The following is a 19,637-nucleotide window of genomic DNA, read 5'->3' on the forward strand; positions in this document are numbered from 1 at the left end:
CTTTGCAGGTTAAGCGAATAAGATCAACCTTACTGCAATGAATGAAACGCGTGTTTATAAGCCTACAAACAAAGTTCGGATTGTAACTGCTGCTGCACTTTTTGACGGACATGATGTAGCGATCAACATCATGCGGCGTATCCTCCAGGCCTCCGGGGCAGAAATCATCCACCTTGGGCATAATCGTTCCGTGCAGGAGATTGTTAATACTGCTATTCAGGAAGATGCACAGGCTATTGCCATCACCTCTTATCAGGGGGGCCATGTCGAATACCTGAAGTATATGCATGACCTCCTCCGGGAAAATGGTTGCGGTCATATCCGTATTTTCGCAGGTGGGGGAGGAACTATTCTTCCCACAGAAATAGAAGAATTGCACACTTACGGGATCACCCGGGTCTATTCTCCTGATGATGGCCGCCAAATGGGGCTCCAGGGTATGATCAATGACCTGCTGGAAAAGGCAGATTTCCCCACAGGCATTTCGCTCAATGGAGAACTCAGCAAACTTCAGAATAAAAAATCGCGCGATCTGGGCAGGATTATTTCGGCCATAGAAAATCACGCACCCTCAGCAGATTCTGCCTTACTGCATATTCAATCTCTCCTCGCTCAACATTCCCATCCTCCTGTACTCGGCATTACAGGTACAGGTGGTGCGGGGAAATCTTCGTTGGTGGACGAACTGATCCGCCGTTTTCTTCGGGAATTTCCGGAAAAACACCTGGCGATCGTATCAGTCGATCCTTCCAAAAGAAAAACCGGAGGCGCACTCCTTGGCGACCGGATTCGTATGAACGCAGTCAATCACCCACATGTTTTCATGCGGTCTCTGGCAACCCGTCAGTCAAATCTCGCGCTTTCGCGTCATGTCGCACAGGTAATCGATGTGTTGAAAGCCGCAGCGTTTGACCTGATCATCCTGGAGACTTCCGGCATCGGACAGTCTGATACGGAAATCGTCGATCACTCAGACATCTCACTGTATGTCATGACACCTGAGTACGGAGCCGCTTCCCAACTGGAAAAAATCGATATGCTGGACTATGCAGACCTCATAGCCCTCAACAAATTTGACAAACGCGGTGCGCAGGATGCCCTGCGTGATGTGCGCAAACAATTCAAACGCAATCATCAGTTGTGGGAAACGCCCGATGATGAGGTACCGGTATTTGGGACGATTGCCTCACAGTTTAATGATCCCGGTATGAACAACCTCTACCGGGCGGTTATGCAAAAGCTGTCAGAAAAAACAGGAGCAGAGAGTATCTTTTCCCACAACAATATCACTAAAGAAACCTCCGAAAAAATATACATTATTCCTCCGGCAAGGACACGTTACCTTTCCGAAATCGCAGAAACCATCCGCAATTACAACAAATGGGCAGAAACACAGGCAGCCATCGCCAGGAAACTGGAGGGACTCAAAATTGCCCTGGATGTGCTTGGTGAGTCTGGAAAAAATTCTGCTGCTGCTGACCTGGAAGAAATTTACCAGAAAGAAAACCTTCTGTTTGATGCCCAAAACCGGCAGATTGTCGAAAACTGGAACAACAAAAAAGCCCGGTATGCTGCGGATGAATATATCTATGAAGTAAGAGGGAAAGAAATACGGATCCAGACATTTACCCAATCACTCTCTCACAACCATATCCCCAAAGTGGCCCTTCCCGGATACAAAGGATGGGGAGATATTCTTCACTGGAGCCTACAGGAAAATGTGCCGGGCGAATTCCCTTTTACTGCCGGTGTATATCCCTTCAAGCGCGAACAGGAAGACCCTACGCGAATGTTTGCCGGAGAAGGTGGCCCGGAACGCACCAATAAACGATTTCACTACGTATCACTCGGAATGCCCGCCAAACGGCTTTCCACGGCCTTTGACTCGGTAACGCTGTATGGGGAAGATCCGGATCACCGACCCGATATTTTTGGTAAAATCGGAAATTCCGGTGTCTCTGTATGCTGCCTCGACGATGCAAAAAAACTGTACTCAGGCTTTGACCTCTGCGACCCGGCCACCTCAGTGTCGATGACGATCAACGGCCCTGCCGCCACCGTTCTGGGATTTTTTATGAATGCTGCCATTGATCAGCAGTGCGAGATCTACATCCGGGAGCATGGATTGGAAGCAGCAGTAACTACAAAAATAGATAAGATATTCGAAGAAAAAGGCATGGCCCGTCCTACGTATTGGGGGCAACTTCCGGAAGGAAACAACGGACTGGGACTGATGCTGCTGGGTGTGACGGGAGATGAGGTGTTGCCGATGGATGTATATGAAAAAATCAGGACAAAAACGCTTTCCCGTGTACGGGGAACCGTGCAGGCCGATATACTGAAAGAAGATCAGGCGCAAAATACCTGCATTTTTTCTACAGAATTTTCGCTCAAACTTATGGGCGACGTTCAGCAATATTTTATCGACCATAATGTGCGGAATTTTTATTCCGTGTCTATCTCCGGTTATCATATAGCGGAAGCAGGCGCAAACCCGATTTCTCAGCTGGCCTTTACCCTTGCCAACGGATTTACTTTTGTGGAGTATTATGTCTCCCGGGGAATGGATATTAACAAATTTGCCCCAAACTTTTCCTTCTTCTTTTCCAATGGTGTGGACCCCGAGTACGCTGTCATAGGGAGAGTTGCCCGCCGCATCTGGGCAAAAGCCATGAAACTCAAATATGGCGCAGACGAACGGGCACAAAAGCTCAAATACCATATTCAGACTTCCGGGCGTTCCCTCCACGCACAGGAAATATCCTTCAACGATATCAGAACCACACTGCAGGCGCTATACGCCATTTACGACAACTGCAACTCGCTGCATACCAACGCCTACGATGAAGCGATCACAACGCCAACCGAAGAGTCGGTACGCAGAGCCATGGCGATCCAGCTTATCATCAATCACGAGCTTGGACTGGCCAAAAATCAGAATCCTCTGCAAGGTGCATTTATCATTGAGGAACTTACCGACCTGGTAGAAGAAGCCGTAATGATCGAATTTGACCGGATTACCGAACGAGGTGGCGTACTTGGTGCCATGGAAACCATGTATCAGCGGGGAAAAATACAGGAAGAATCGATTTATTACGAAACGCTTAAACACTCAGGAGAGTTTCCAATCATCGGGGTAAATACCTTCCTCTCCGACGAAGGATCGCCAACCATTATCCCCAATGAAGTCATACGCTCCACTACCGAAGAGAAAGAGTACCAGATATCCGGTATCCGTGATTTGCATGCAAGGAGAGTCGTAAAAGCAACAGCCGCACTGAAGCATTTACAGGAAGTCGCCGTAGCCAATGGTAACCTGTTTGAAGCACTGATGGAAGCTACAAAATGGGCATCATTGGGGCAAATAACCCACGCCATGTATGAAGTTGGTGGCCAATACCGGAGAAATATGTAGCTGATTCAGATGGTTTACCTGCATCAAAAGGTTCATAGGTTCCGGAAATTGTTATATTTGCCGGTTCAGAAAAATACCTTTTATGCAAAAAATCATTAGTGGCATACAACAGATCGGCGTAGGTATCCCGAATGTTCATGAAGCCTGGCGCTGGTATCGCCAGAATTTCGGAATGGATGTGCCTATATTTGAAGAGGCAGCTGAAGCCAATCTTATGCTTCCCTATACTGGTGGCAAACCTCATCAGCGCCATGCGATTCTTGCAACAAACCTTCAGGGTGGAGGCGGAATGGAAATCTGGCAATATACCAGCAGAACCCCACAGCCACCACAGCATGCGCCTGTAACCGGCGATTTAGGTATTTATATCGCCCGGGTAAAATGTCTGGATGTACCCGCTACCTATGCAAAATTTGAAGCCTCAAAACTCGATCTTATCGGGCTTGTAAGCAGCGACCCGGGAGGAAAGCAACATTTTTTTGTGCGCGATCCCTACGGCAATATCTTCCAGGTTATTGAAGATGACAACTGGTTTGGGAAAGGCAAACACCTGACTGGTGGAATGGCAGGCTGTATGATTGGTGTCTCTGATGTGGACAAAGCAAAAAAATTGTATTCCGATATCCTGGGATACGATACAGTCATTTACGATAAAACCGGCACATTTGAAGATATAGCTGCACTCCCCGAAGGAAAAGGAGAATTTCGCCGGACATTACTGACGCATGCTCAACCCCGTAAAGGAGGTTTCAGCCGCATTTTTGGCGCGACTCACATCGAGCTTATCCAGGCAACCGATAAGCCCGTCAAAAAAATATTTGAAGACCGGTTTTGGGGTGATCTGGGTTTTATCCACTTGTGTTTTGATATCGTGGGAATGGATGCGCTCCGGGAAGAATGTGCACAAAAAGGATTCCCCTTTACCGTTGACAGTGCCAATTCGCTCGGAAAGGTATTTGACATGGGAGAAGCTGCCGGCTCATTTTCCTATATAGAGGATCCCGATGGCACACTCATCGAGTTTGTGGAAACGCATAAGGTCCCTATCATGAAAAAATGGGGGTGGTATCTCAATATGAGAAAAAGAAGTCCGGAAAAACCCCTGCCTGACTGGATGCTCAAAGCACTGGCATTTAACCGGGTAAAAGACTGATATGTGCGAATCCCTTGACAGTGTAACGCTGAATTTTTCCCAGAACGGGCTTTTTGTTCTGGACATGACTTTGTTTGTCATCATGTTTGGCGTTGCGCTTGCACTGCGGATTGAAGACTTTCAGCTGTTGCTCAAAAAGCCGATTGCACCTGTGACAGGATTGGTGTCGCAGTTTGTATTGTTACCCGCCCTTACGCTGGGGCTGGTGTGGATTTTACGCCCATGTCCCAGCATGGCTTTGGGAATGTTTCTGGTAGCTGCATGTCCGGGAGGCAATATCTCCAATTTTATGTCGCTGATGGCAAAGGGAAATGTGGCACTTTCAGTAAGTCTTTCTGCGATGGCGACGATACTGGCAATTGTCATGACCCCTTTCAATTTTGCCTTCTGGTCTCAGTTTTATCCTCCGGCAAAGGAATTGCTTTTGGCAATTAGCATTAACCCCATTGATATATTCCTGAAAATCCTGACGATTCTGGCAATACCGCTCTTTCTTGGTATGTGGACTGCGAGAAAGTTTCCGGCACTTACTGCAAAAATAACGAAACCCATACGCATTTTATCTATCCTGTTTTTTGCGGGTTATATTCTGATTGCCCTTATGCTGAACTTTGATTTTTTTGTGAAATATATCAAGTTTGTCGTCCTGATTGTCGTCGCGCACAATGCCACCGCTTTGAGTGGCGGTTATTTTCTAAGTAAATTAATGGGGCTGGGTACCACGGATTCGCGTACCATTTCGATAGAGACAGGTATTCAGAACTCCGGACTTGCGCTGGTCCTGATTTTTGGACCGATATTCAATGGAATGGGAGGAATGGCGATGATCGCTGCTATGTGGGGAATCACCCATATTGTTTCAGGGCTGAGTATTGCTACTTTCTGGTCAAAATTTCCCGCAAAAAGCTGATAATGCAGTTCATCTATGAAGAGAAAACTCCACATCATCTATTACAACACCCTTAAGTTTCTGATTGCATTTGGGTTAAGAATGTTTTACAGAAAACACGACATCGAAGGTTATCATGAGAATGTTCCAAAGGGCAAGGCTGTTATTTTTGCAGGGAATCACCAGAATGCCCTGATCGACGCATTGAACATAGTCTGCACGACGCCTTCAGACCGGCAGCCATCTTTTATGACCCGGTCCGATATTTTCATCCCCTCTGTGAAGCCGATTCTCACCTCTTTTAAGATGCTGCCCATTTACCGGCAACAGGATGGCGGTGATCCGGTAAAGCAGAACGAAGAAATCTTTGCGACCTGTGTAAGAAGGCTTCGTCGAAACGAAGCGCTGATTATTTTTCCCGAAGGTAATCACAACCGGCAGCGAAGATTGCGGCCACTGAAAAAGGGCGCAGCCCGCATTGCCTTCCTCGCAGAGGAAGACAGTGATTTTACCCTCGGCACACAGATTGTTCCTGTCGGCCTCAACTACAGCAAACACCGCAATTTCAGAGGAGACCTGTTTGTAAAATACGGGAAGCCGGTAAATACAGAAGACTTTCACGAAGCTTTCAAGGCCAATCCACAGCGTACGCTGATCAAAGTCACACAGGCGATCAGCGACAGTATGAAAGACTGTATCCTGCATATTGCTGATAAGGACAATTACGATGCGATCGAGACCCTTCGGATGATCTACGAAGTCCCTATGACGCAAAAGCAGGGGCTCAACCCCCGCAGGCAGGGCGATATATTTGCTACAGGAAAAAAACTTATCGCCGCGATCGAAGCCAAAATCACTGAAAACGATCCCCAATGGCCGGAGATAGCTAAAATTGCAGGAGAGTACTCAGAAAGTCTGAAAAATCACCGCTGGCGGGACCATGTCGTTGCCGGAGGCCCCTATAATCTGGCGGGTTTGCTGCTCTACGCACTGAGCCTGATATTACTTTTCCCTATATACCTTTGGGGACTGATCAATAACTATATCCCCTACAAGATTCCCGATTACCTCGCGTTGAAACTTTTTCGCGATGACCATTTTCATAGTTCGATCAGAGCTGCGGTGGCGCTGATCATGTTCCCGTTTTTCTATTCGCTGCAAACAGCAATTGTGTGGGCGCTGACAGACTGGAAATGGGCCGCAGCGTATCTTATCGCCCTGCCATTGACCGGCAACTTTGCCTATACATATTCTGTCTGGGTGAAAAAATGGTATAGCCGGTGGAAGTTCAGTTCGCTTTTCAGGAAAAATGATCTGCAAGTAAAAGATCTTGTCACCAAAAGGAAAACACTTGCCAATTATCTGGATAGTATTACCAGCCATGTCCGCGAAATAGCAAGTCATTAAACAATCAGGGAAAAGTTTTTGAGGAGATTGGAATCACGGCAAATGATAACTATATTTATCAGAGAACATTAGCCGCATTTTAACAAGATGCCTAAAGTAGATCGACCCAAAAACACCTTGCTCACAACAATGGAGAGTCAGAACTCTATTCTTGATTTCGTTTCTGACGCAGTGATAATTACTGACTTACAGCTGAACATTCTTTCCTGGAATCGTGCAGCTGAAAATATATATGGGTGGAAACAGGTAGAAGTGTTGGGGAAAATTGTCAGCGAATTTCTCGGTATTAAAAGCTATTCCCAACCTCCCTCTGAGCTACTGGAAACATTGATCATCGAAGGCAAGTGGGCCGGGGAAATGGTGCATACTCACAAAAATGGACATCCGCTATATGTGATGGCTTCCGTTTCTGTCATTTACGATCAAAGCGGAGAAAAAGAAGGTTTTATTGCGGTTAACAGAAATATCACAGACCAGAAAAACATACAGAAAGTACTGGAGGAATCCCTGAAAATACACAACGCACTTCGCGATCAGATTACACAGATTTCAACCTATTTTATCAATCTTCCTTCAAATGAAATTGATCAGGGGATTGAACATGCCCTGAAAAAAATATGCAACTTCGCTTACCTCGACCGGTCATATGTATTCTTATTCAACGAGGATCAAACACTCATGAGCAATACCCATGAGTATTGCCAGGTAAATGTACAGCCCAATAAATCGGTTCTGCAAAATCTGAATGTCAATGCTTTCCCCTGGTTTGCCAGCGAACTTCGGGAAAAACATCTGGTCAATATTCCCAATGTATCCAAACTTCCCGAAGAGGCTGAAATAGAAAAAAGTTATTACACCAGACAAGGCGTAAGCTCTATGCTGGCTGTTCCCATGATTTTGGAAGGAAAATTGTTGGGATTTGTCGGGTTTGACGCGATTTCCTCCAATCGCAATTGGTCTCCGGATACAATTTCGCTTTTTCAGATCGTCGCTGATATTATCATCAATGCGATTCAAAGAAAAAACTGGGAAAATCGCCTGAAACAAACCCGGGATTCTCTGGAACAAATGGTTGAAGAGCGTACAGCAGAACTCCACCATTCCAATAAATCTCTCGAGAATTTTGCCTACCTCGCATCCCATGACCTTCACGAGCCCCTTCGTATGGTAGTCAGCTATCTCCAGCTACTCGAAAAATCCATGGAAGGACGCTTGAACCAGGAAGAAAAAGAATACATCCACTTTGCTGTCGATGGGGCCTTCCGAATGCGGAAACTCCTGGAAGGTATGCTCGCTTATTCCAGAGTAAAAACCCATTCCTTGCCATTCTCCAAAGTCAATATGAATGAAGTAATGGTAGATGTATGTGCCAATCTTGAACTGACCATATCCGATCTGAATGCTGTCGTCAGCTATAATAACTTACCCACGATTACTGCTGACGAGGATCAGATGTTGCAGCTTTTTCAAAATCTCGTTGGTAATGCACTCAAATTCCAGCCCGAAGGGCAAATACCTGTTGTCAAAGTTACTGGTGAAGAATTTAGTGGCCACTTCCTCTTTACCGTTTCAGATAATGGGATCGGTATGGAAAGTCAGTACGCGGATCGCATATTCCAGATGTTTCAGCGCCTCCATGCCAAAGATCGTTACCCCGGCAGCGGCGTAGGTCTCGCCGTATGTAAAGAAATCGTAACCCGCCACTTTGGGAAAATCTGGTTCGAATCAACAGAAAATCAGGGAACTACTTTTTTCTTTACCATCCGCAAATAGCCCAAATATTTAGCAAAAAATTGAAAATACTATTGTTTTTACCAGGGATTGACGTTAATTTAGGGCCTACCTCCAAATTTGTTGTCTTTTCATTATGCGAAATGAATTACTAAATCCCCTTTCGACACCTAACGAGGATGAAAGACAACTCCGACCAAAAGTTCTTACAGACTTTACCGGCCAGAAAAAACTGACAGACAATCTTAAAGTATTTATTGAAGCCGCCAAAATGCGGGGGGAACCGCTTGACCACGTTTTGCTTCATGGCCCTCCCGGTCTGGGAAAAACTACACTCTCCTTTATCGTATCCAATGAACTGGGCGCAAATATTACGACTACTTCCGGCCCTGTTCTGGAAAAACCCGGCGATCTCGCCGGATTACTGACCAATCTGGAAAAAGGGGATGTGCTGTTTATTGATGAAATTCACCGGCTCTCTCCTGTCATCGAAGAGTATCTCTATTCTGCTATGGAGGACTTCAAAATCGATATCATGGTCGAAACCGGCCCCAATGCCCGCAGCATAGAAATTGGCCTCAACCCCTTTACCCTTATTGGTGCCACCACCCGGGCAGGTCTGCTTACCTCTCCCATGCTCGCAAGATTTGGGATAAATGCACGGCTGGAATACTATGATGCTGAAACCCTTGCGGCCATCGTCAGACGTTCCGCAGGCGTTCTCAATGTTCCCATTGAATCAGATGCGGCATTTGAGATTTCAAGAAGAAGCCGGGGAACGCCTCGTATCGCAAACCGGTTGCTCCGCCGTACCCGCGACTTTGCCCAGGTCAAAGGCTCTGGCAAAATCAATATGGCCATCGCCAAACTTACCCTCGAAGCGCTCGAAGTAGATGAAGCCGGCCTCGATGATATGGACAATAAAATCCTCCTCACCATTATCGATAAATTTAAAGGCGGACCTGTCGGACTCAACTCCATCGCCGCCTCCGCAGGGGAAGAAGCGGAAACCATTGAAGAGGTGTACGAACCTTACCTCGTAATGGAGGGGTTTATCAAACGTACCGCCAGAGGGCGCGTGGCCACAGAACGAGCGTTTAAACACTTTGGGAGAATACCGGGGAATCTGGACTCCTCTCAGCCTAATCTTTTTTCCTGAAAAAAAAAGATGTCTACCCGCTAAACAGGCAGACACCAGGTATAGGTACAACGTAAAAAAAATCGTTACCCTCAGAAGGCTACATTCATCCCAAACCGGAGATTTACCTCGCGGCTGTACCCCGGACGAAGAAACGAACTGAGGTGGTCCGTCGTCGCAAACATTACGATAGGACCAAGTTTTAGCAACAGGTTGGCGCCCAGATTATCAAATCTTCTGTTTTGTATGGAATAGGTGATTCCAGCAGTAAGTATTTTTCCCAAATCCTTACTTGCACTGACCATCAATGCCGGAAAAACTCTTCCCCGGTAAAATTCATTGTAATATACGCCCCCCAAACGAAGGCCTTTGATTGGCGTAAAAGTCCCGCCGATATATATCCGGGTAGGTAAACCCGTCCGGAAAGTCTCCACTGATTCTGTAATCCCTACCTCTGACTGCAAAGAATCCAGGAATACATCGATGTTAAAAGAATCCTCTTTCAGAATTTCAGCTACATCCAACCCATCAAAGGAAATCGTCCCAGACACTTCGTAGGTTTTTGCCTGATCGGTCCAGTTGATAAATCCCAGATCGATCACACTCGCCGAAAGCTTGACCCGCTCGCTCATCTCATATTGGACGCCAAAGTCTCCGGCAATACCATGGTTGCCTGTAAATGGCTGAAAGTCAAGTGTTGGCTCAATATTCTCAAGGCTTCCCAGATCAAAAACACTGGCCTGTACCTGATAATTGACCTGCATCTGCAACTGATAGATCTCCGAACTGGTAGTAAGAGCCGCTTCGGCAAAGCCGGCAGATAGATTTGCCAGCCCAATCAGATATTTTCCTCTGGCCCCCGCCTGAAATTTCCCCCGGCGAAAAGCAACCCCCAAACCGATCTCATGCCAGGCCGAAAACTGAAAATCAGGCGCAAGCGAAACGGTTTCGTCCACAAAACCCGCATTACCTGACCACGCCAGTGAAGGCAACATTTTGGGGTATGCGATATATCCGGAAGCTTTTGTGCCGGTAAATGCTGAAATCTGTACAGGCCCCACCTTGACATTCAATCCCAGTATATCAGCCTGAACATTCGTCCGCAATACATTCACATCCTTCATCTGCGATAATGCGCCCCCGACATCTACCCGCAATGAATCTGTACCCGGAACCTCCTTTAATATATCCCTGTAAGAAAACCCACTGTGCAATCCATGCAGATACACAGAAGGAAGACTGATACTGATGGTTTTTTCCTGCATAAAAGCGGGATTTACCTGAAGGTTTTGCATTGCACGAGGCATAAAGTAAAGCCCCAGTTCCTGCTGTGCATGGCTCCATGCCGGTAAAGCCAGATACAGCATCGCCATGACTATATAAATTTTTGTGCGTATCATAGCTTATATTTTGATCCGGGCAATCACCCCGAGTTTTAAATCAATCGAATCACTTAGCTGGAACTTCACGGGTACCTGTCCGCCTCCGGCTGTAGAAATCTCTGCCCGAATACGGACTTCGCGGGTAGATGAAAGGGCGGCAAACCGCTCCTCCGAAAAGATCACAGATAATGTCTGACTACCCGGCGCAACCACTGCACCATTGATACCCACTGACGGTGAAGGCAGCAAGCTTGTTGCCACCTCAAACAGTGAGTCAATCACTACTCCCTGAGAATCAAGAAAGTATATCTGCGCCAGAACCTCAACGGGTAAGGCATTTTCTGTGATCAGCTTAAACCCTCCGGAGGCGACAATATCCAGATCGGAGAGGTCGGCTTCAAAAGTATTTTCCATTACAAGATCTTCCAACTTCCCTTCCAGAGGTACTCTTGCAGAGATACCTACTGAAAGGGAACTGGAGTCGGTGATAAAACCGGAAGGGGCGTTTCCACTCGGATTGGTAATAATGCCAAATTGATAGGTGAGAACTTCCGGTAAGGCTGAAATTATATCTGTAATATTTGAATTGGTCCTGTCCAGAATGATGTCAGTGGTACTGTATGCGCCGACCTCCGACAAGGAAGGGTAACCGAGATTTACGCCACCCGCAAGGCCATCATGCCCCAGCGGGATAGTCGTGATTCCATCCGAACCTCTCGCCCAGGCCAGCGAGGTAATTTCGATCGGAACGCCAAATGAATTGTCAAAACGAAACGTAATCGATGGATCTGTCAGGCTAAAACCTTTAAGCGCTATTTGCTCAAAAATATCGTTTTTTATACTATCTGGTTCAGATTCAAAACTATTGGCCGGTATCGTCCCCTCCACATAAGAATAGTCCAGTTCTTTCAACAAAAGGTTTACCTGATCCAATGGGTAGTTCAGCCCATCGTTTTTGTTGTGGGCATAGCAGGAGAAACTGATAGCTCCATTCTCCATATCCAACGCATATCCGGCAAGATCAAATGTAGTTGTGCCAATACCTGAAGGTGGTAAAGGAAAAAATGCAGAAAATGCAATGCCCCCTTTACGGAAATAATCCATCCGAAGATTTACTTCATACTCCCCCGTCAACCCGCTCTGATAATCGACCACCAGTGTACCAGTTTTTAGCACAACCCGGCGCAGTTGTTCAATAGGAAAAGGAATCGTCATCTGCGAATCAGTCATCACAACCGGTATATCCGGAATGGTAATGATCTGTAAATCCTCCCGGGTAAGTGTGGCCAGCCCGGCATCATATATCAGGGTAAGATCACCCGCAGCACTTATTTCCAACCAATCGCCGGTATCAGAGAGATCCAGTGCATCCTGAACAGAAATATGCGTATTCACCAATGGAAGGGCAACTTCCGGAGACCACTCAGGCCCGATGATTTTATCCGTCCCCTCAATCAGACTACAGGAAGATAACCAGACCCATAAGCCAAAAATTGTAAATATTATTCTCAGTTCTGATAGGTTCATGAGGAATTTTCATAAATTAACGAATGCAATTACACAGGTTTTTGCATTATTTAAAAATAAGATATTACAGTTTAATAACATTACATTTTAATAAATTATCCTAATGAATATTCCACAGTCTGTGCGTAAATCCGTCCATGATTTGCTGAATATTTCCATCACTGGGGCATATACCGTAGGGGGAGGGTGTATTCACAATGCCCGCGAGGTAGTTACGGAAAACGGTAGTTTTTTTCTCAAATTTAATGAGAGACACCATTTGTCTAACTTTGAAGTGGAAGCCAAAGGGTTAAATCTGCTTCGTTTTTCTGAAGAAGTAACCGTACCACAGGTCATTGGGTATGGAGAAGACGAAAACTATGCATGGCTGGTACTTGAATTTGTAAAACAGGCGGAAAAAAATGCGAGATATTGGGAAAAACTGGGCTGGCAAATCGCTGGCCTTCACCGCCATACAGCATCAGTTTTTGGTCTCGATTTCGATAATTATATCGGCTCATTGCCTCAGCGAAATCACCAGCATAAGCGATGGCTGGATTTTTTTATCACCGAACGAATCCGGCCGATGCTTTTAATGGCTGTCAACCAGCGGGAATTGGGGCGAAGCACCGCGGGATATTTTGAGATATTGTTTTCCCGGTTGAAAGATTTTTTCCCGGAAGAGCCGCCTGCCTTATTGCATGGCGATCTTTGGGGCGGAAATATCCTTACGGGAGAAACCGGATTTCCCGTATTGATCGACCCCGCGGTTTATTATGGACACAGGGAAGCCGAGCTAGCATTTATGACACTTTTTGACGCCATACCGCAAAGATTTTTTGATGCTTATGAAGAAGTTTATCCCCTGTCCCCAGGGTATAGAGATCGCTTTGATTTATACAATCTATACCCTCTCCTTGTACATGTAAATCTTTTTGGTGGAGGATACATCGCATCTGTAGAAAATATCCTGCGAAGATTTGTATGAGGATCGTTTGTAATTTGGGTGAGGGAATTTGTAAATTGGTGCAATGAAACACTATCTGCCCCTTATTATCAGTCTGCTTATCTTGATTGTTACCGGTTGTACAGGGCCGGACAAATCCACGCAAAACCCTGCGGTTTCTTCTCCTACCGTCAATTCAGATGTACCGGCACCTAATATGGAACAGATTCAGGAAAACCTTGCCAAAGGCATGCTGGGTGATTCGACGATGTTTCCTTTTGTCTATCAGGGAGAAGGGCGAAGTAATATATTCGAAGCCTACACCATGCGGTTTCAACTGACCTATGAAGTCCCGCTTCTGCCTATGATCAACTCTATGGTGCCGTGGGTAAACCCGGAAACATTCAGCGAAGAAAACGGACTGTTTATCACTTATATCCGCAACGGGCGGGAAGTCAGTTTATCTAATCCCTACATCCAGGTACAGTATATCAGCAAACATATGCCCAACTGCAGCAGTGTGGATTCGGTGTATATCTGGCTCAACAACCTCTTTCTCAAAGAGTATAAAGGCGCTGTTATCAGACAGAAACACACTGTCGAGACACTTTCCCGTCTGCCCGCGGTATGCGAAGAGTTTCGCACACCAGATACCGAGCGGATCAAAGGCAAGTATATGGCTTATGCCTATATCGACTATGACAAAGACTATCTGATAGGCCTTGCACTCACGACCACTGAAAAAAACGACTTCGAGATCAACCTTCCTTTGTTTTACAACATTGTGAAGAGTTTCTCCTATTAGGCGGTCGGCTTCGCCGGGTTTCCAAATACCGTCGAACCGGCTTCCACATCCGTAAGCACTACCGCTCCCGGGCCAATCATGGCCCCTTCGCCTATATTCAGTCCGGGATGAATCACTGCACCCATGCCCACCAGTACATCTTTTTCAATCATAACTTCCCTGCCGATACGAGCGCCTGACTGAAAGGTACAGAAATCTGCAACCTGCACATCCTGATCAAATGTCACGCCTGTTTCCAGCAGATTATAACTCCCAATCATCGCATTCGCATGAATAATCGCCCCGGGGTAAATCAGATTTCCTTTTCCTATCTTTGCATAAGCGGATATACTGTTAAACGGGTGAATCAGATTGATGATCTCAGGTTTTTTCAGACTCAGATAATTTACCAGGTTGTGCCGGTGCTCAATATCTCTGGCAGCAATTACCAGTTTGATATTTTCGTCTTCCAAAAGGGTATCGCTGTCTTTGTTGCCAAGTTTGGCTATGACCAGAATATCGTTAATTTCCCGGCTGACTGCACTTTCGTCGTCTGTAAGAAAACCATACACCATCACGTCCAAAGCATTTGCGGCATCGAGCGCAGCCCGGGCTTCAGGCCCTGTACCAATGATGATGATAGGCGTTTTTGATTCTTCCATGAATAATCGGATTTTAGGACAAAACTAAGAAAAATGAGCAGGATCTTTTGTGTTATCCTTTACTGTTTTTTTCTAAACGGTTTTCTATTGCCTTATACACTCCGGGCCCAGCATGCTGACTCTACTTACTGGCTGGAAAATATCTACCCACTGGAAATAGAAGGCGACAGTGCATTGTCTTCTTTTACGGCGCTGGACTCCATCGTGGGCCATTACCGGTTTTTCTTTACTGCCGAACAACACTGGCGAACGATCAATTCACAGATTCAGTTTGCCTTTCTGATTTACCTTCATCAGAAAGCCGGCGTCAGAAATCTTATACTGGAAGGCGGATTTACTTACGGCTACCTGATCAACCGGTATCTGGAAACCGGCGACAAGCGTTTATTGCGCCGCGTGCTCAATGATATTCCCGTGTGTCCGGAAAACCAGATGGCCATGTTTGAAAAGCTCCGCAAATACAATGCACAATTTCCCCCTGAAGACCGTATCATGGTTACAGGGATTGATCTTGAACATTCCCCGGAGCTTGCCCTTCAGGGATTACATACACTGCTACCGGAAGATCGGGCTCCTTCGCAGGAAATAGCTGCCCTGATAGAGGAAATCCAGACTTTGCATCGGTCCAATGTTTTTGAAAAATCGAAAGTAATCCGCCTTTTCCACAGACTCGACCGGGACTTTGACCGAAAAGCTGCGGATTATGAAACATACTGGGGGAAAGACTACGACCTGGCAAAGCTTATTGTAGAAAATGCCCTGCATGGAAAATCTTTTTCGCTGATAAAGGCAATTCTCTTCAAAAACACCTGGGAAAAACGTGAGGAGCATCTATTCGCCAACTTTATCGCCCTCCAACCGCGAATGAGGCCGGGAAACTATTACGCTCAGTTTGGAGCCTTGCATACAGACATAAAAGCATCCATCAACTGGAAATTTCCCAGCCTCGCCCATCGACTCAATTTTTACCCGCAGTCACCAGTAGAAGGGGAAGTCATGACGGTAAGCAGATATTTCAGGAGAATGGCTTCCGATTATAATCGCCTGGGAGAAAACGACAAACTCACCCAAATGATACAGTTTGCAGAAAATAACTACGCTTACCCGATAGTTTTGTGCAGTATGATCGGAAAAAATAGTCCATTCGTGGAGATGAGTAAAACCTTCCAGTATATCATGCTGCTTGATCCGGGGGCAGAAGCACCGCCCTGCAAGTAAGCGTGTAAGAAAGGATTATTGAAAACCTATCAATGGTTTCATCACAGGAATGTATATTTGTAAGGGTGGAAATAAGGAGAGCTTTACATTCAGAATCTTTTGATACAGACAACTATTCGACTTGCAGTTATAGCTGGACTGGCACTGTTGCTTTTATCAGGGCCGGGTAGTAGGATGTCAGCCCAATCCGGGTTAGAAAATTATATTCAAACCCAGGTTTCCCCTTTGGAGATTTCCATCGACAGCGGATTTGAATCGTTTTACATGCTGGATGAAGTGGTGAAAGACTATAAATTTTTTTTCACTGCCGAAGAACACTGGCTTTCCATGAACGCCCAAATAAGGTATCGGTTTCTGATGTACCTGTATTACCAGGCCAATGTAAGAAACCTGATTGTAGAAGGAGGGTATAGTTATGGTTTTATGCTCAACCGGTATCTGGAAACAGGCAATGAAAACCTGCTGATACGCGCTATTTACGATATACCTGTTTGCCCAAAAGATCTGATTGGCTTTTACAGGGAATTATATGCATTCAACCGGTTTCTTCCATCCCGGGACAAAATACGGGTTGTAGGTATTGATCTCGAACAATCACCTCAGCTCGTGATTGATTGTTTGGTGCACCTTTTACCCGAAAAACCATTAACTGCGGGAGTACGAGAAAAAATCAACCAGTTGAAAACCCTGTCTGAAACCGATTACAATGAAAAGGAAATGAAAAAGTATTTCCGCCAATTGTATAAAGAAGTTCAGGAGCGCAAACGTGCATACCGGCGCTATTGGGGGGATCATTACTGGATGTTTGAAATGCTGCTGGAAAATACCGTCGAAGGGTTTGACTCTCCGCTACTAAGGGAGTTTGTCTATGCTCATGGTGATGAAAAAAAGCGGGAAGAAAGAATGTTTGCCAACTTCCGCTTGCTCCACAAATACCACATGCTCCAGCCAGGCAACTATTACGGCCAGTTTGGTGGTATCCATACAGAACTTAACCCTTCGATCAACTGGGGATATCATACCCTGGCACATCAGCTAAACTATGAGCGTTACTCACCGGTAAGGGGGCGAGTACTGACTATTTCCAAATACTTCCGGCGTGTACCCCGAATCTACGAAAGGTTTCGCGAGTTTGATGATTTTATGGCGCTTGTGCAGCAGATCGAGCAGACAAATCCGCAGGATGTGGTGTTATGTCGGATCTGGGGTAATCATTCTATTTTGCCGGAAATTAGCAGGGATTTTCAGTTTATGCTGATCATCAAAGAACCATTGGAGTCGGAGAAATGCAAGTGATAAAAAACACTTCGCCGTATGTGAAAGGTCATTGAAATGGCCACAAGGATTCGATAGGTTTGATACGATTAAGTGTTGAACATAATTCTTGTGCTATGCCTCGCCAAAATATTTCTACACTGACTGCCGATCTCGACGAAATGGTTTTTGCCAATCGTGAAAAAGGCTATGGAGGGTTTTTTCTCAGAAAAAAATATCCACTCCACCTGATGGTCGGCACGATTCTCATAGGTTTAATGGCCCTTGGTTTTACCTTTGGACCTATCATCATGAGGTCGATTGCGCCAGAAAAGGATGCAGACAAAACCAGAAGTATTAAAGTGACAATCACGATGGATGATCTGCCGCCACCTCCGGCTATCGACAATGAGAGCCCGCCCCCTCCTCCTCCTCCGAGAATCAAACCGCCGGAAGTACGTACGGTTGCTTTTCACATTCCGAAACCTACACCGGAAGATGAACTGGATCCGGAAGAAGAACAGACGATTGTCGAAGTGAGCGAACTAAGAGAAGCGCCCAATATCGGTCTGGAAAACAAGGAGGGAGACGAAGAAGGCTTTTTCACCGGAGAGATAGTTGAACTCGTAGAAGAGACTATTCCTGAAGTGATCAGAGAGCCAGAGCCAGCCGTAGATGCATTTGTTTTTGCAGAATCAGAGCCCAGTCCAATCAATATGGATGAAGTCAAAATGATGATCGGTTATCCGCAAATCGCACGTGATGCCGGTATTCATGGCAATGTCGTACTGCGCATTCTGGTTGATAAACGAGGCAACTACACCCGCCATAAAGTGATCAATGAGGTCCACCCATTGCTTACAGAAGCAATCGAAAAACAAATTGCGAACCTTAAGTTTACGCCTGCTATCCAGGCAGGGAAACCCATTCCCTTCTGGGTCAATGTACCGTTTAACTTTGTGCTGATCCAGTAACCGTGCAGATAGAATTAACCTGTGTGAATACATAAGGTTTTGTATCTTTGCACGTCGATGTTTTACAATTAAGACCTCGGCCTGAACCAACGGTTCAGGTCTTTTTATATGAAAAAGCACCTTAAGACTATCATTCAACTCGTCATTGGCCTCGGAATAGCCAGCGCCCTGCTTTACCTGACCTTTCGGGATCGCTCATTGGATGATCTTTTCCTGGCGATGAAACAAGCAGATGTATTCTGGCTTTTGATGGGTGCTGTAGCTTTATTTGGCGTATTTTTTTTCAGGGGAGTGCGATGGAAACTCCTGCTCGAAAGCTCTGGACATCCGGTCGATTCGCTCAATACCATTGCCTCCGTTTTTATCTGCTACCTGGTCAATAGCGCCACCCCAAAACTTGGCGAAGTGGTCAGATGTTCGGTCATGTTGCGCACAGATAAAGTACCTCTGCCTGCCAGTTTTGGTACGGTCATTACCGAGAGAGCTTTTGATGTCATCGTCCTCCTGGCAGGAGTAGGCTTAATCTTTCTGATGGAGGTTCAGCGACTCAGCGACTTATTTACCCAGATGTTTGAGAAGATTTTTGGCGGCATAGAAAATAGCCTGGGTATCCTCATTATTGTAGGGTTAGTCTTCGCAGCTGGCATCGCCGGCATTTACTATATCCTTCGTTGGGGTAAAACACAAACAGGTTTAGCAGGTAAAATATACAACTTTGTCTATACCATGCTGATGGCCGCCAAAAGCGTTTTTTCCTTACAAAAGCCCGGATGGTTTCTCTTTCATACCTTCATGACCTGGACCTGCCTGATTTTGATGAATTATTTTTTCATTCTCGCCCTCCCCGATACCCACGAACTGGGCATTTATTTCGCGGTATTGATTCTTTTTATCGGAGGTATAGGCTGGGCCTTACCCGTGCCTGCAGGAATGGGAACCACACATTTCATTGTCTATCAACTCTTTCTGGCTTTTGGGCTTGAAGGCTCGGCAGGCCAGAATATTGGGTTTTTCTCCAATGGTGCCACCCTTATCTTTACGGTTATTTATGGGATAATCGGATGGATATTTTTCCTGGTAGTTGTGAACAGGATGGAGAAAAATAAAAATAATCCAAATCCCTCCTTTAACTCATAATTTCTCCCTAAATTTGCTCGGCAAATGTCAAAAACGATATT

General features: G+C 45.8%; 15 protein-coding genes. 12 read left to right on the forward strand and 3 right to left on the reverse strand.

Features of this window, described 5'->3' with window-relative positions:
• The first annotated feature begins 37 nt into the window (after window positions 1–37).
• The 6 genes from R3D00_30280 (at window position 38) to ruvB (ending at window position 9,754) form a co-directional block, all read left to right on the forward strand.
• Window positions 38–3,415 (forward strand): methylmalonyl-CoA mutase family protein, encoded by a 3,378-nt coding sequence (locus R3D00_30280; GenBank protein MEZ4777503.1) that lies wholly within the window; start codon window positions 38–40, stop codon window positions 3,413–3,415.
• Window positions 3,416–3,497: 82 nt separating this feature from the next.
• The gene (locus R3D00_30285; GenBank protein MEZ4777504.1) at window positions 3,498–4,568 is read left to right on the forward strand and encodes a VOC family protein; all 1,071 of its coding nucleotides are present in this window, start codon (window positions 3,498–3,500) and stop codon (window positions 4,566–4,568) included.
• Window position 4,569: 1 nt separating this feature from the next.
• The gene (locus tag R3D00_30290; GenBank protein ID MEZ4777505.1) at window positions 4,570–5,478 is read left to right on the forward strand and encodes a bile acid:sodium symporter family protein; all 909 of its coding nucleotides are present in this window, start codon (window positions 4,570–4,572) and stop codon (window positions 5,476–5,478) included.
• Between the two features lie 15 nt (window positions 5,479–5,493).
• Window positions 5,494–6,864 (forward strand): 1-acyl-sn-glycerol-3-phosphate acyltransferase, encoded by a 1,371-nt coding sequence (locus R3D00_30295; GenBank protein MEZ4777506.1) that lies wholly within the window; start codon window positions 5,494–5,496, stop codon window positions 6,862–6,864.
• A gap of 87 nt (window positions 6,865–6,951) precedes the next feature.
• Window positions 6,952–8,637 carry an ATP-binding protein gene (locus R3D00_30300; protein MEZ4777507.1) on the forward strand — a complete coding sequence of 562 codons (1,686 nt, stop codon included), beginning with the start codon at window positions 6,952–6,954 and terminating at the stop codon, window positions 8,635–8,637.
• A gap of 94 nt (window positions 8,638–8,731) precedes the next feature.
• Window positions 8,732–9,754 (forward strand): Holliday junction branch migration DNA helicase RuvB, encoded by a 1,023-nt coding sequence (gene ruvB / locus R3D00_30305; protein MEZ4777508.1) that lies wholly within the window; start codon window positions 8,732–8,734, stop codon window positions 9,752–9,754.
• 71 nt (window positions 9,755–9,825) lie between these two features.
• Here the strand turns inward: ruvB and R3D00_30310 are convergent, their stop codons facing one another.
• Both R3D00_30310 and R3D00_30315 read right to left on the reverse strand, forming a co-directional pair.
• On the reverse strand, window positions 9,826–11,133 hold the full coding sequence (locus R3D00_30310; GenBank protein MEZ4777509.1) for a DUF5723 family protein: 1,308 nt from the start codon (window positions 11,131–11,133) through the stop codon (window positions 9,826–9,828).
• A 3-nt stretch (window positions 11,134–11,136) separates the two neighbouring features.
• Window positions 11,137–12,642: a hypothetical protein gene (locus R3D00_30315; GenBank protein MEZ4777510.1), complete on the reverse strand. Its 1,506-nt coding sequence runs from the start codon at window positions 12,640–12,642 to the stop codon at window positions 11,137–11,139.
• Between the two features lie 103 nt (window positions 12,643–12,745).
• Between R3D00_30315 and R3D00_30320 the strand changes: the two genes are divergently transcribed.
• The gene (locus R3D00_30320; GenBank protein ID MEZ4777511.1) at window positions 12,746–13,609 is read left to right on the forward strand and encodes a fructosamine kinase family protein; all 864 of its coding nucleotides are present in this window, start codon (window positions 12,746–12,748) and stop codon (window positions 13,607–13,609) included.
• 43 nt (window positions 13,610–13,652) lie between these two features.
• Complete coding sequence (locus R3D00_30325) at window positions 13,653–14,372, forward strand: hypothetical protein (GenBank protein ID MEZ4777512.1); 720 nt, start codon at window positions 13,653–13,655, stop codon at window positions 14,370–14,372.
• Here the strand turns inward: R3D00_30325 and R3D00_30330 are convergent.
• On the reverse strand, window positions 14,369–15,013 hold the full coding sequence (locus R3D00_30330; GenBank protein MEZ4777513.1) for a NeuD/PglB/VioB family sugar acetyltransferase: 645 nt from the start codon (window positions 15,011–15,013) through the stop codon (window positions 14,369–14,371). The two genes, R3D00_30325 and R3D00_30330, sit on opposite strands and share 4 nt — an antisense overlap.
• Window positions 15,014–15,046: 33 nt before the next feature.
• Between R3D00_30330 and R3D00_30335 the strand changes: the two genes are divergently transcribed.
• From R3D00_30335 to R3D00_30350, 4 genes are all read left to right on the forward strand, one after another.
• A complete protein-coding gene (locus tag R3D00_30335) occupies window positions 15,047–16,231 on the forward strand; it encodes an erythromycin esterase family protein (GenBank protein MEZ4777514.1) in 1,185 nt (394 codons plus the stop codon).
• 225 nt (window positions 16,232–16,456) lie between these two features.
• Window positions 16,457–17,527, forward strand: coding sequence for a hypothetical protein (locus tag R3D00_30340; protein MEZ4777515.1), 1,071 nt, complete (start codon window positions 16,457–16,459; stop codon window positions 17,525–17,527).
• 95 nt (window positions 17,528–17,622) lie between these two features.
• Complete coding sequence (locus R3D00_30345) at window positions 17,623–18,459, forward strand: TonB family protein (protein MEZ4777516.1); 837 nt, start codon at window positions 17,623–17,625, stop codon at window positions 18,457–18,459.
• Window positions 18,460–18,567: 108 nt separating this feature from the next.
• Window positions 18,568–19,596, forward strand: coding sequence for a lysylphosphatidylglycerol synthase transmembrane domain-containing protein (locus R3D00_30350; GenBank protein ID MEZ4777517.1), 1,029 nt, complete (start codon window positions 18,568–18,570; stop codon window positions 19,594–19,596).
• Window positions 19,597–19,637 lie beyond the last annotated feature (41 nt).

It is taken from the genome of Bacteroidia bacterium (assembly GCA_041391665.1).
Taxonomy (GTDB): domain Bacteria; phylum Bacteroidota; class Bacteroidia; order J057; family J057; genus JAGQVA01.